The sequence below is a fragment of the Bacteroides celer genome (genome assembly GCF_002632415.2).
Lineage (GTDB): Bacteria > Bacteroidota > Bacteroidia > Bacteroidales > Bacteroidaceae > Bacteroides.
Genome location: NZ_CP178209.1, coordinates 5,527,321 through 5,541,866, shown reverse-complemented (window position 1 = coordinate 5,541,866; position 14,546 = coordinate 5,527,321). Strand labels below are relative to the sequence as shown.

At 42.3% G+C, this 14,546-nt stretch carries 9 protein-coding genes; 5 read left to right on the top strand and 4 right to left on the bottom strand.

Annotated elements, in window-relative coordinates:
* Positions 1 to 286: 286 nt before the first annotated feature.
* Genes dut through CJF29_RS22105 form a run of 5 tightly spaced genes read left to right on the top strand, consistent with a single transcriptional unit; the run spans position 287 to position 8,422 of the window.
* Positions 287 to 718, top strand: coding sequence for a dUTP diphosphatase (dut, locus tag CJF29_RS22125; protein ID WP_004309527.1), 432 nt, complete (start codon positions 287 to 289; stop codon positions 716 to 718).
* Positions 719 to 742: 24 nt separating this feature from the next.
* Positions 743 to 2,515 carry a tetratricopeptide repeat protein gene (locus CJF29_RS22120; protein ID WP_099146435.1) on the top strand — a complete coding sequence of 591 codons (1,773 nt, stop codon included), beginning with the start codon at positions 743 to 745 and terminating at the stop codon, positions 2,513 to 2,515.
* A complete protein-coding gene (locus CJF29_RS22115; RefSeq protein WP_004298193.1) occupies positions 2,512 to 3,090 on the top strand; it encodes a DUF4292 domain-containing protein in 579 nt (192 codons plus the stop codon). Before CJF29_RS22120 ends, CJF29_RS22115 begins: the two co-directional genes overlap by 4 nt.
* Positions 3,087 to 4,388: a murein hydrolase activator EnvC family protein gene (locus tag CJF29_RS22110; protein WP_099146436.1), complete on the top strand. Its 1,302-nt coding sequence runs from the start codon at positions 3,087 to 3,089 to the stop codon at positions 4,386 to 4,388. Before CJF29_RS22115 ends, CJF29_RS22110 begins: the two co-directional genes overlap by 4 nt.
* Before the next feature lie 20 nt (positions 4,389 to 4,408).
* Complete coding sequence (locus CJF29_RS22105) at positions 4,409 to 8,422, top strand: two-component regulator propeller domain-containing protein (protein WP_099146437.1); 4,014 nt, start codon at positions 4,409 to 4,411, stop codon at positions 8,420 to 8,422.
* Positions 8,423 to 8,542: 120 nt separating this feature from the next.
* On the opposite strand, the gene CJF29_RS22100 is transcribed toward CJF29_RS22105, so the two are convergent.
* The 4 genes from CJF29_RS22100 to CJF29_RS22085 all read right to left on the bottom strand — a co-directional run bounded on the left by CJF29_RS22100 (position 8,543) and on the right by CJF29_RS22085 (position 14,545).
* On the bottom strand, positions 8,543 to 10,228 hold the full coding sequence (locus tag CJF29_RS22100; RefSeq protein ID WP_099146438.1) for an arylsulfatase: 1,686 nt from the start codon (positions 10,226 to 10,228) through the stop codon (positions 8,543 to 8,545).
* A 37-nt stretch (positions 10,229 to 10,265) separates the two neighbouring features.
* Positions 10,266 to 11,618 (bottom strand): sulfatase-like hydrolase/transferase, encoded by a 1,353-nt coding sequence (locus tag CJF29_RS22095; protein ID WP_074558431.1) that lies wholly within the window; start codon positions 11,616 to 11,618, stop codon positions 10,266 to 10,268.
* Positions 11,619 to 11,858: 240 nt separating this feature from the next.
* Complete coding sequence (locus CJF29_RS22090) at positions 11,859 to 12,800, bottom strand: hypothetical protein (protein WP_074638146.1); 942 nt, start codon at positions 12,798 to 12,800, stop codon at positions 11,859 to 11,861.
* Between the two features lie 35 nt (positions 12,801 to 12,835).
* On the bottom strand, positions 12,836 to 14,545 hold the full coding sequence (locus CJF29_RS22085) for a RagB/SusD family nutrient uptake outer membrane protein (RefSeq protein ID WP_074558427.1): 1,710 nt from the start codon (positions 14,543 to 14,545) through the stop codon (positions 12,836 to 12,838).
* Between the last annotated feature and the right edge of the window lies 1 nt (position 14,546).

Sequence of the window (14,546 nt, the reverse complement as noted above, 5' to 3'; positions counted from 1 at the left end):
AAACTTTCTTTTTCTAAGATGTAAATATTCTTTTGATTATAACTAAATTATGGTTGCCGCTTTGGACTACAAAACAGAAACTTTCGGTTGTAGCTAAAGGCGGCAACGTTGTGATTGGAAGTTCCGTTTATCATTTGAACTTAAAGATGCTTGACTTATCTTTTTATTTAGGATTTAGTTGTTTACCATTCGCAATTTGGTTGCAGGTACATTATTTAACTGCAAACTTAACTATTTTTCAGTTCAAAATGTGTATTTTCGCCCGTTAAATAGTAAACATGCATTTATGAATATTCAAGTTATCAATAAATCGAAGCATCCGCTTCCGGCTTATGCCACCGAATTGTCCGCAGGAATGGATATCCGTGCTAATCTTTCTGAACCTATCACACTGGAACCGTTGCAACGTTGTCTGGTGCCGACAGGATTGTATATCGCTCTGCCGAAGGGATTTGAGGCGCAAGTTCGTCCACGTAGCGGGCTGGCGATAAAGAAAGGTATCACGGTACTTAATTCTCCGGGTACGATTGATGCGGATTATCGTGGAGAAGTTTGTGTCATTTTAGTCAATCTCTCGTCCGAGGCTTTTGTTATTGAAGATGGCGAACGTATCGCGCAGATGGTGATAGCAAAGCACGAACAGCCTGTATGGCAGGAAGTGGAGGTGCTGGATGAAACAGAACGGGGAGCCGGTGGTTTCGGACATACCGGAGTATGATGAATGCTTAATGGAGAAAATAGAATGAAGATAAAAATAGGATGGCTGTTCGTGACGGTATTGATGCTCACTTCATGTGGGGGAATCCAGTCTGTGCGTACAGCAAAAACAACAGCGAAAGCAGATGGAGCTTCTTTAATGAAGGAAACATTGCTTTCTGCTGAACAACAGCGTAAATATGACTACTTCTTCTTGGAAGCCATGCGGATGAAAGGAAAGAATGAGTATGATGCGGCATTTGGATTGCTACAGCATTGTCTGGATATCAACCCCACTGCTTCTTCTGCGCTTTATGAAATATCGCAATATTATATGTTCCTTCGCCAGGTGCCGCAAGGTCAGGTTGCTTTGGAGCAGGCAGTGGCTTTTGCGCCTGATAACTATTGGTATAGTCAGGGATTGGTCAGTTTGTACCAGCAACAAAATGAATTGGATAAGGCTGCGGCTTTGCTTGAGAAGATGGTGACCCGTTTCCCGTCGAAACAGGACCCTTTGTTCAGCCTTCTTGATATTTACAGTCGCCAGGAGAAGTATAATGATGTCATTTCTACATTGAATCGTTTAGAGAAACGTTTGGGTAAGAATGAGCAGCTGTCTATGGAGAAATTCCGGATTTATCTTCAGATGAAAGATGATAAGAAGGCATTTCAGGAAATAGAAAGTCTGGTACAGGAATATCCGATGGATATGCGTTATCAGGTGATACTGGGAGATGTATATCTTCAGAACGGGAAAAAGCAGGAAGCTTATGATGCATACCAGAAGGTACTGGCTGTAGAGCCTGATAATCCGATGGCTCTCTTCTCGATGGCTTCTTACTATGAACAGACCGGGCAGAAAGAATTGTATCAACAGCAACTGGATACGTTGTTATTGAACAAAAAGGTGACTTCTGATACTAAAATCAGTGTCATGAGACAGGTGATTGCGGAAAATGAACAGTCGTCCGCTAAAGATAGCACTCAGGTGATTGCCTTGTTTGACCGGATGATGAAGCAGGATATGGATGATCCGCAGATACCGATGCTTTATTCTCAATACCTGTTGTCGAAGAATATGGAACAAGAGGCTGTGCCGGTATTGGAGCAGGTGGTTGATCTGGATCCTACCAATAAGGCGGCCCGTTTGATGCTGGTTAGTGCGGCGGTGAAGAAGGAAGATTACAAGCAAATTATCAAGGTCTGCGAACCGGGCATTGAAGCTACTCCGGATGCGTTGGAACTTTATTATTATCTGGCTATCGCTTATCATCAGGCAGAACAGGGAGATAGTGTATTGAGTGTTTGTAATAGAGCATTGGAACATATAACTCCCGATACCAGAAAAGAAGTCATTTCAGATTTTTATTCTATCATGGGGGATATTTATCATACCAAGAAACAAATGACGGAGGCTTATGCTGCTTACGATTCGGCTTTGGTATATAATCCTTCCAATATTGGCGCATTAAATAATTATGCTTATTATCTGTCTGTGGAACGTCGTGACTTGGACAAGGCGGAGGAGATGAGTTACAAAACGGTGAAAGCCGAACCTAATAATTCGACCTATCTCGATACTTATGCATGGATTCTTTTTGAAAAGGGAAACTATGCCGAAGCCCGTATCTATATTGACAATGCAATGAAGAACGACGGCGAGAAGAGTGATGTGATTGTGGAGCATTGCGGAGATATTTATTTTATGACCGGCGATGCGGAAGGTGCGTTGAAATATTGGAAGAAGGCACTGGAAATGGGTAGCGAGTCGAAAACGTTGAAACAGAAAATAGAGAAGAAGAAATATATTGCGGAATGAAAAGAATCATTTATCTACTGTTGTTGGTGGTAGTGGTGTTGGCCGGCTGTAAGAGTTCGAAGCACTTGGCAACTTCGGAAACTAAGACTTCGACAAAGGCTCCGACATCCAGTTACCTGGCTTCCAAGCTTCAGTTGACTATTCCCGGCAAGAAAGGAAGTATGTCTGTAGGGGGAACCATGAAGATGAAAACTCATGAGCGGGTACAAATCTCCTTATTGATGCCTATTCTGCGTACGGAAGTGGCACGTATAGAAGTTACTCCCGACGAAGTTTTATTGGTAGACAGGATGAATAAACGCTTTGTTCGTGCCACTAAAGCTGAATTGAAAAATGTATTGTCGAAGAATGTGGAGTTTTCCCGTTTGGAAAAGATATTGATGGATGCCTCTCTTCCTGGTGGAAAGACAGAGCTGACAGGAAAAGATATAGGAATTCCTTCATTAGAAAAGGCAAAAGTCCAACTTTATGAGTTCTCCACACAAGAGTTTTCGATAACTCCGACGGAACTGACGTCCAAATACAACCAGATTCCCTTGGAAGAATTAGTAAAAATGCTGGTAGCTTTATTATGATGAAACGTTTCTTTGTTATTCTAATCAGTTGCCTTTGGTTGGCAGTTCCTCTTTTCGCTCAATCGAACAAGTTGATTCGTGAGCTGGAAAGTAAACGCGGTGCGCTGCAAAAACAGATTGCCGAATCGGAATCTATATTGAAGGATACAAAGAAAGATGTGGGAAGCCAGTTGAATAGTCTGGCTGTGTTGACCGGACAGATTGAAGAGCGGAAACGCTATATCATGGCTATCAACAATGATGTGGAGGCTATCCAGCGTGAGTTGGCTTCATTGGAGCGCCAGTTGCACGGGTTGGAGAAGGATTTGAAAGATAAAAAGAAGAAATATGAAGCTTCTGTCCAGTACTTGTATAAGAATAAGTCGATAGAGGAGAAGCTCATGTTTATTTTTTCGGCAAAGAATTTGGGGCAGACTTATCGGCGTATGCGATATGTCCGTGAATATGCCACTTATCAACGTCTGCAAGGGGAAGAAATCCTAAAGAAACAGGAGCAGATACGCAAGAAGAAAGCGGAACGTCAGCAAGTGAAAGCCGCCAAAGAGAACCTGCTGCAAGAACGTGAGAGCGAAAAGGTGAAGTTGGAAGAGCAGGAAAAAGAGAAGCGTACGTTGGTGACTAATCTGCAAAAGAAGCAGAAAGGATTGCAGAATGAGATAAATAAAAAACGCAGGGAAGCCAATCAGCTGAATGCCCGCATCGATAAATTAATTGCGGAAGAAATAGAGCGTGCCCGTAAGCGTGCGCAGGAAGAGGCTCGTCGTGAAGCGGCTGCCCGTAAGAAAGAAGAAAGCAAGGAGGGAAAATCTGTTGCAACGGAAACGACCGCTAAATCGAAACCTCTTGAGGCTTATACCATGAGTAAGGCGGATCGGGAATTGTCGGGTAACTTTGCCGCGAATCGCGGGAAATTGCCAATGCCTATATCCGGCGCTTATATTATCACCAGCCGTTACGGACAATATGCCGTAGAGGGTTTGCGCAACGTGAAACTGGATAACAAGGGTATTGATATTCAGGGAAAACCGAGTGCACAGGCACGTGCCATTTTTGATGGAAAGGTGGCGGCTGTATTCCAATTGAACGGATTATTTAATGTCCTCATTCGTCATGGCAATTATATTTCTGTTTATTGCAATCTTTCTTCTGCATCCGTCAAAGCCGGTGACACGGTGAAGACGAAGCAATCCATCGGTCAGGTCTTTTCTGACGGTACGGATAATGGACGGACGGTATTGCACTTCCAGTTGCGTAGGGAGAAAGAAAAGTTGAATCCTGAACCTTGGCTGAACCGATAATTGAATAAAAAACACGTAGAATGAAGTTAACTAAAATACTAATATGCTTGCTGATCTTCTGGACCGGAACACTATCCGCGTCTCCTTATTTTTCGTTCAAGAAATATCAGGTAGAAGATGGATTGTCTCATAATACCGTGTGGTGCGCCCTTCAAGATAGTTATGGCTTTATCTGGTTGGGTACCAGTGACGGACTGAACCGTTATGACGGGCGGGGCAATAAAGTGTACCGGAATGTTCTCAACGAAAAGTTCTCATTAGAAAACAATTTTGTAGAAGCCTTGATAGAGGTGGACAAGAATCTCTGGGTTGGAACAAACTCCGGACTTTATATTTATGACCGGGATACCGATCGTTTCTCTTACTTTGATAAAACGACACAGTATAATGTGTATATCAGCAGTGAGATTAAAAAGATTATCAAGACGGAAAATGGTCTTATCTGGATTGCGACTTTGGGACAGGGATTTTTTATTTATGATCCGAAAACAGAGGTGTTGACTCAAAATAGTGTTCAGACATCTTTTGTATGGGACCTCTGTCAGAGTGCTGATCGGAAGAGGGTCTATATATCTTCCTTACAGGAAGGACTTTTGTGCTTTGACGAAAACGGCAAGTTTCTCCGGACGTATGAAATCTCATTAGATATAAATGCTTCCGATAGTTATAAAGTGAACTGTATTCAGAATATCGATGGAGATATTTGGATTGGTGCGGGAAGTAATCTATTGAGCCGTTTGGATGAACGAACTGAAGCTATAGACAATTACAGTGGTTCGGCATTTAATTTCGGAGCTGTTCATTGTTTGTTGAAGTATACGGATAAAGAGCTGTTGGTAGGAACGGATAACGGGCTTTATCTGTTCGATCAAAATACAAACACATTCCAGCGGGCGGATAATCCCGCCGATCCGAGAAGTTTGAGCGACCAGACTATCAATGGAATGATGTGGGATGCCGAAGGAGCTCTTTGGGTGTTGACCAATTTGGGTGGAATCAACTATATGTCCAAGCAGACTAAACGTTTTGATTATTATTCGCCTGCCTATCTGTCCGGAGTGCCGGGAGCGGGGGAGGTCGTTGCTCCTTTCTGTGAGAATAAAGATGGGAATATCTGGATTGGAACTCAAAGCGGTTTGTATTTCTTCAATGTTGCCACCCGGGAACTTTCTCCTTATGCAATAGGAACTAAAAATCAAAAGTATGACATTCGTTCTCTAATGCTGGATGGTGACTATTTATGGATCGGTACTTATGCCGGGGGAATACGAGTTATCAATTTACGCACAGGGGCAGTGAAAGCCTATACTCATTCTCGTGGAATCCCCAATACGATTTGTAGCAACGATGTGTTGTGTATTTATAAAGGACGAAAAGGAGAAATTTATGTAGGAACGAGTTGGGGATTGTGTCGTTATGACGCTGCTCGAGATAACTTTATGACCATCACCAGTGTTGGTTCAATGGTTTCTGTTGTCGATATCTATGAGGATATGTACAATCATCTCTGGATTGCGACTTCCAATAGTGGTGTGTTTTCTTACAATACAATGAATGCTCATTGGAAACATTATCAGCATGAACGGGAAGATTCGACTACGATCACCAGTAATTCGGTCATTACTTTATTTGAAGATGCGAAAGGAACCATGTGGTTTGGAACGAATGGGGGAGGACTGTGTTCTTTTGATGCTAAAGAGAAAAGATTCATTGAGTTTGACCCGCATAATACTTTATTACCTAACAAGGTTATTTATGCGATTGAGCAAGATCAGGGAGGTGATTTCTGGGTATCCAGCAATGCCGGAATCTTTAAGATTAATCCTGTTACCAAAGATCATTTCCGCCAGTTCACGATTAATGACGGCTTGCAAGGGAATCAGTTTATAGCTCGATCTTCATTGAAATCATCCGAAGGAAAATTGTATTTTGGTGGGATCAATGGCTTTAATGTATTCCAGCCGGAACAGTTTGTAGATAACAAATATATTCCTCCGGTTTATGTGACCGATATTCGGTTACCTTATCAAACCGATGAGCAGGAGGTGAAGAAACTGCTTCAGTTGGATAAACCGCTTTATATGGCTGATAAGGTGACTTTATCTTATGAAAACAATAGCTTCTCTATTCGTTTTGTCGCTCTTAGTTTTGAAGACCCGGGGAAGAACCGGTATTCTTACATACTTCGGGGAGTGGACAAGGAGTGGATTCTGAATACCGATAACAATATGGCTTCTTACACCAATTTGCCTCCCGGTGAGTATTTGTTCGAAGTCAGAGGCTCTAATAATGATCGTCAGTGGAACGAGAATACTACCACTTTAAAGGTGGTGATTACTCCTCCCTGGTGGCGTAGTACCTTTGCTTACTTCGTTTATGTGCTCATGCTGTTGGGATGGATCGGCTGGATGGCTTGGCGATGGAACCTCCGTGTTAAACGCAAATATAAACGGCGGATGGAAAAATACCAGACTGCCAAGGAACAGGAAGTTTATAAGTCGAAGATTAGCTTTTTCATCAATCTGGTACATGAGATACGTACTCCGCTTAGTTTGATACGGCTTCCTTTGGAGAAATTATTAGAGAAAGAGCATGAAGGAAAAGATCTCAAGTATTTGTCTGTGATAGATAAAAATGTAAATTATCTGTTGGGGATTACTAATGAATTGCTTGATTTTCAGAAAATGGAGAGTGGTACGCTGCATCTGAATTTGAAAAAGAGTGATATTAAAGAACTTGTCAGTGACGTTTATAATCAGTTTACAAGTCCTGCTGAATTAAAAGGTATTGATTTGCAACTGACTGTGCCTGAACAAGAACTGGTGTCTACGGTGGATAGGGACAAATTAAGTAAGATTCTTGTCAATTTGATGGGAAATGCCATCAAATATGCACATGCGCGTATTGACTTGAAGCTGCTTGTCACTGATGGGGGATATGAGATACAAGTGAACGATGATGGTCCCGGAATACCAAATGAACAGAAACAAAAGATATTTGAGGCTTTCTATCAACTGCCTGACGATAAGGTGGCCACAGCAGTAGGCACTGGCATCGGGTTGGCTTTTGCGAAGTCTTTGGCAGAAGCTCATCAGGGAGATTTGCGTCTGGAAGATAATGTTGGAGGTGGTTCTTCGTTTATACTGTCTCTTCCGGTCAAAGAGTGGGAGACGGAAAAAACGAGTGATATTGTAGAAATATCCCCGGAGCATGCGGATGCTTCTGAAACGATTTCTTCGGAGTATTCAGGGAAGAAGTTTACAGTTCTGTTGGTTGAGGATAATGTTGATTTGCTGAATCTGACTCGTGAGTCATTGGCAGAGTGGTTCCGTGTGTTGAGGGCTTCCAACGGTCGTGAAGCGCTTGAAGTGCTTGCGCAGGAAAACGTGGATGTTATAGTGAGTGACGTTATGATGCCGGAGATGGATGGGCTGGAACTTTGCAGTAAGGTGAAGTCTGAAATCTCTTATTCACATATTCCGGTTATTTTGTTGACGGCGAAAACCACTTTGGAGTCTAAAGTCGAAGGACTTGAATGTGGAGCGGATGTATATGTTGAGAAACCATTCTCTGTTAAACAGCTCCATATGCAGATCGAGAATCTGTTGAAGTTGAGGCAGTCTTTCCATAAATTGATGGTGAGCTTGGCAGGAGATACGGTTGCTGTTTCGACAACGGATTTTGCGATGTCTCAAAAGGATTGTGAGTTTATAGCTAAGATACAGGGAGTAATAGCCGAACAGTTGGCGGATGAGAACTTCTCGATAGATACTTTGGCGGAACAGATGAATATGAGCCGTTCTAATTTCTATCGGAAGATAAAGGCTTTGTCCGGAATGTCTCCTAATGATTATTTGAAGACACTTCGTATGAATAGAGCTGCTGAACTGATTGTGAGCGGTACCCGGATTTCTGAAGTGGCAGCGCAGGTAGGATTTACTTCTTCCTCTTATTTTGCGAAATGTTTTAAAGCGCAATATGGTGTACTGCCTAAGGAATATACAGGTCAGCCTCCGATTTCAGGTGAGGCTTGATAAAGAAGGGATAAAAGCATATAAAAAAACTCCTGTCGTGCAATATCATTGGATATTTTCCGACAGGAGTCAAATATAAAATAATTAATCGAGTACTCTTTCTAATTAATTGAGTAGGCTTTATTTCTTTTTTTGTCCCGGGTAAGGTTCTACCATGCAACGTTTAGCCCATGCTTCGTAAGCCTTTGTCATTTCAGCTACTTTTTCAGGGTATTGTGCTGCCAGATTATGCATTTCGCTCCGGTCCTCATTCAGGTTGTATAATTCCCATTTAGCGTTTTCTCCCGGACGAACCAGTTTCCAACCGTCATTAGAGAGGAATGCACGTTCATTGTAATGTTCGAATCCAAGGTAGTCATGTCCTTCACGATGTCCGGTCTTGAAGATAGGAACCAGACTCTTGCCTTCCAATGGAATGATGTCATTTCCTTTATATTTGGTAGGATAAGTGGCGCCTGCCATATCGATACAAGTAGCCATGATGTCCATCACATGTCCGATTTCAGGGGTCATCTTGCCGACATTCTTCTTGATACCTTTCGGCCAATGAGCAATCATCGGAGTACAGATACCTCCTTCATAAGATTTGGCTTTCCAAAAACGGAACGGTGTGTTGGCTACGTTTGCCCAGCGTGCTCCCAATGAAGCATAAGTTGTTTCCGGTCCAGGCAGTACTTCTTTGTTATGAGGGTAAACCATTTTCTCTCCTTTACGTGTCATATCAGGACGGTCATTTTCTCCTGGAGAGTAGTTCTGGCAATCTTCATTACTGCATCCGTTATCGGAAAGAAATAGAATCAGCGTATTTTCAAGTTGTCCTGTCTTTTCCAGGGCGTCGATAACTTGTCCTATTCCCTGGTCCATACGGTCGATCATGGCAGCATGAACAGCCATGGCACGAGCATCCCATTCAGCATGTGGGTTATCTTCCCATTTATCTTTGAACTGTCTATCAGACAGGAAATTATCCATGTTAGGGAATATACCAAGCTGTTTCTGACGTTCGTAACGTGCATTACGAATGGCTTCCCAACCTACTTTATAGGTATCCTTGTATTTTTCAATATCTTCCGGCAGTGCATGCAACGGCCAGTGTGGTGCTGTGTAAGCCAGGTACATAAAGAATGGTTTATCGTCTTTGGCATACTCTTTCACTTCTTTCACTGCACGGTCTGAAAGCGCCTGTGTGATGTAATATCCGTCGGGTACTTCTTTCACGGGTACTTCACCTTCTACCAGACTGAATGGGTCAAAATAGTCTACTACTCCGTAGATAGTACCATAGTGGGTATCAAATCCGCGATTCACCGGATAATGACAAAGATCAGAATAGGTTTCGTGGTATACGTGATGTGCGAGCCATTCGCGTTGGTCTTTGCGTAGTGGAGTTTCTGCGATGTGCCATTTACCTACCATGCTGGTAGCATATCCTGATTCTTTCAATACCTCTGCGATAGTAACGGCATTGCGTGAGAGTGTTCCCCGGTAACCCGGCAGGTGGTCATCGAAGGTCATACGTCCGATTCCTGCCTGATGTTGATAAAGTCCTGTCAACAGGGAAGCACGCGTCGGACAACTCCGGCTGGTGTTATAGAAATGATTGAAACGTACTCCTTGTTTTGCCAGTTTGTCCAGATTAGGTGTGTGAATTTCACTACCGTAGCATCCCAGGTCGGAATAGCCTAGGTCATCTGCAAGAATTACCAGGATATTGGGTCTTTGATCGGACTTTTTTCCTTTGGCCTCTGCTGCAGAATGTCCTGCAACCATCAAGGCGGTTGGTAATAGTAAAAAATTAGAATTCATAAGTTTAATGTTGGTTTATAATTTGTTTTTCACTGTATTACTCTTTTCCTTTGTCTTTGTTTTCCTCATACCATTTACATACTTTCTTGCTCAACTTGGCAACCAAATCAGGATGCTCATTTGCGATATTATTCTTTTCGAACTTATCCTTTTCCATATCATATAATTGCGCATCGCTTCCGTCACCGTTCACTAATAATTTCCATTTTCCACTGCGTATAGCTAAATGGGGGCTTCTGTCATAAGGGTTCCCTGGAAAGCCAAAATGTTTGTTTCGTCCGAAGTCCCACATTAAATCGGTCTTGCGTTTGGCTTCCGATTTACCGAGAAGAACTTTTGAATAGTTCTGTCCATCGCCTTTGTAACCTTTTTCTGTTTTGATTCCGGCTATAGAACACAAAGTCGGATATAAATCTACTGCGCATAATACAGACTCGTTATTTACTTGTCCGGCTTTAATTTTCTTTGGATATCTAACGATGAACGGCATGCGGATTCCCCCTTCATAAAGACTATTTTTAGTTCCTCTCAAATAAGCGGAACGTACAGATTTAAAGCTGGGTGCAGGACCATTGTCGCTAGTGAAAATAATGATTGTATTTTCTCCCACTCCCAACTCATCCAGGGTTTTGATGAAACGTCCGAGTTGTTTGTCCATCTCCGCTAGTACAGGAGCAAATGCTTCTTGTGTTTCCCAGCTTTTTCTTTCCTTTTGTTTGAATTCCGGTACCCAAGGGGTATGCATATCATCCGGCCATAGATTCAGGAAAAAGGGTTCGTCTTTATGCTTTTTTACAAACTCAATACTTTTATCTACAAAGTATTCGGTACGTCTCCAACGTTTTACACTGTCTTTATCCGACCATATCCACTTGGTTGCAGTGATTGTTGGATCCGGATCCGGACTTTCGTAGGTTGATATGTATTCGTCAAAACCGTAATTCTTAATAGAAGGAGCGTTATGTACGTCACGTCCGCCTCCCATGTGCCATTTTCCGATGTGTCCTGTTGAGTAACCTGCATTTTGGAAAGCACGCGCCATTGAAGGCAACTTATCATCCAGGAAATTACGTTGTTCGCATCTCTTATTAGCAGCTTTGTCATTCAGAAAAGTGTTGATTCCCACTTCAAGAGGAAAGAGACCTGTGGTTAATCCACAGCGGGATGGAGAGCTAACCGGCGCAGAAGAGTAATATTGGTTGAATAATAGTCCGTCCTGTGCCAACTTGTCAATATTGGGGGTAGGGACGAATTTACCTCCATAACAACCTATGTCACCGATACCCATATCATCGATATAAATAATTACTACATTAGGTTTTGTTTCTGCTTGTGTATTAGCAATGGGGAGTAGGGCTCCCAGCCAGGGTAAATGTTTTTTCAGATTCATAATTATTGTGATTTAATTAACTTCAGTTTTTCATGATGACTTTTCGCAAAAGTAGGGAAGATATCAGAGAAGGAAGGAAAAATACTAATCAATAAAGGAAAAAAAATGGTAGAATGATAGATTTCTTCTTTCTTCTATTGAGAAAACAGGAATAGAGAAGCTCGTAGAAACCGAGAACTTCTCTATTCTTCTAATTATTCTATGATACGATCATTGGAGAAGGTATCTTGAATGGGAGCTTTACTTCGCCACGGTTTTAGTCAGTAATTGTACCCATGAGTATTTAGTGTTTTCTACCCAATTATCCGGTGAGACTTCGATAGTACCAGTTTTTGCTGTTATTTTTTGTATGCAAATCAATCCTTTCTTTCCATTGGCAGTTTTGAACAGGTAAACTTTATCTGCCTGAATAGCTAAGACTTCGGAGGTTGGATCTGCCAGATTTTCTATCGGGGTTGCATCTACTTGGGAGATTGCATTAAATTCTGATTGTGATAAAGAGGTTTCAGCAAATAATGTGTGTTGTAAACCATTAATTGTCATCAAGCCATAATCACTTCTTTTAGCAGGTGAAACAAGAGCTGGTACAGCTTCGCTTCCTGAAGGCAAGATAATATCTCCGAGTGAGAAATCGACTTCGTTTGTATATTTCATGGCATCAGCAGCCATATAGGTGCGTCCAAGAAGCCATGTTGCATAATAACAACCATAATAAGCTGAAGCTGTCTCTACTATTTCTCCATCTTTTCCGTAATCCGGATCGGAGAATAAAACAGAAGGAGTAATCTCTACCAATAAGTTACGTTGGTACGTATGGCCGTCGGTACCTAGAACGACTACTGTAATACAGGCATTCTCTTTTAAAGAAGTAAACTTGTAAGTTGTTTCGTAATTAGTCGTTCCGTCTGCAAATGACTGGGCAGTTTCTTCTATCAGACTTCCCTGCATTCCGGTTTTGGAGTCTGCCTGATAAATTTCAAAACTCATGATTTCTCCCTGTACTTTGACGGTTGCCGTGTATTCAGCAATCCCTTTCGTTAATGATATTCTATTATTCTGATCGACACCCGCAAATTCGATTTTGACAGGTGCTTCATAATCAACTTCATATTTATCTGCACAACCGAATAATCCAAATAAACTGATTGACAGAATTAATGCAATTATACTATTTGTTTTCATGACTTTATTTTTTTTAAGTAAACATTCTATTTAGATTAGTATCCTGGATTCTGGTAGATATTCGGGCAGTTATTAACTTCATCCTGTGGTATTGGAGCCAAGTTCATGCGCTCGTTATAGTTTCGTGTATCTAAAGTTACCCGTTGATATTCACCGTTAATTTTCTTTATTCCGACAGCCGGTAATCTCATTACATCTTTTGCTATCAGCCATCTTCTTATATCAAAGAATCGATGATCTTCAAAACAAAGTTCTACACGGCGTTCTTTGCGTATGCGTTCCCGAAGGGTTGCCTGATTATAATCTGCGGCCAGTAAGTCTGTCGTGATACCGGCACGGCGACGTATCCTGTTAAGCTGGGCTATTGCTTTTTCTCTGGCTGTATTCGTATCTTCAGCCTCATTCTCGGCTTCTGCATAATCGAGCAGGATTTCTGCATATCTCATCATTGGAAAGTCCATGTAAGTGGTACCACCTTTTCGATGATCGATACGGTCATCCAGGAACTTTGTCAGGAAGTATCCGCTTCCCCATCTATATGATTTTGACAGGTCTATTGCAGCTGGCTTACCGTTGACTAAAGGCCAGGTAGCACCATCACATAGAATACTCTGCGCCAAACGAGGATCCCTGTTAGCATAAGGAGAATTTACATTGTAACCGGAGTTTGGGTTGATGATGGCTTTCGTATTTGATTCGTAACCGAGAATGGGCTGTGATCCGTCGAGCATATCATAACAGTCTACCAGCCATTGGTTCGGGCAAGTCAGTAACTCTTTATTTACATTCCAGGGGTCAAAGGCAGGCATCATTCCGTAAAGGTCATTTGCCGGTGCACGGAGAAATCCCATGATTACCTCACCATTGGCACGGGTATTGAATAATCGTGTGTAGCTCTTTTCAGGAGTGGTCGGATCTTCATATAAACGATAGAAATCTCCATTGTCAGCATATTCAATCATATCGTAGGCAGCATCAGCCGCTTCTCTCCAAGTTACTCCGGACGCATTGTGTAAGGGACTTGCTGCATAAAGTAATGTGCGTGCCAGATAGCCTAGGGCTGCTCCCCGGGTAGCTCTTCCGTAATCTGCTGCATCGTATTTGTCGGGCAATACTCCCGGCTCTGCAAGTTCTTTGAATTCATTAGCAATCCAACGGACTGTGGTTTCTAACGATTCACGTTTGATTTCGTCATAAAGTAACGGATCGAGTTCTTTGTCTCCGATTACTAATGCTCCGTAGAAACTAAACAGCTCGTGGTGATACAATGCACGCAGAAAGCGTACTTGGTTTTTCAGGGAAATCTTCTCTGCATCCTCCAATGGTGAACGGTCTACGTTGTTCAGGAATGTGTTTGCAGAACGGATGGCCTTATAGTAGAATATCCATGGATGGTCACCGCCAATCAAACCTTTGGAAGCATCAATTCCCCCTTTGATAAATTTCTCGAGTTCGGGAATAACTGCCCCTCCGGCACGGGTTGTATTTCCGGCTCCATCGTCTGTTGCGTTGTCAAGCATACAAGGCGAACCACCAATGTTTGCCAAAAAAACAAAACTGCCAAGGCGGTCTCTCCCCATGCGCATACGTGCATACAAGTCGTATGCAACTTTGCGGGTCAATGTAATGTCCGAATAAACTTTCTCTGTATCCGTCAGATCCAGTTCGGTTTCTTTCATCAGGCTATCTGCACTACAACTTGCAAGCAGGACAGCCGTTACAAAGGATATAAATAGTTTTCTCATA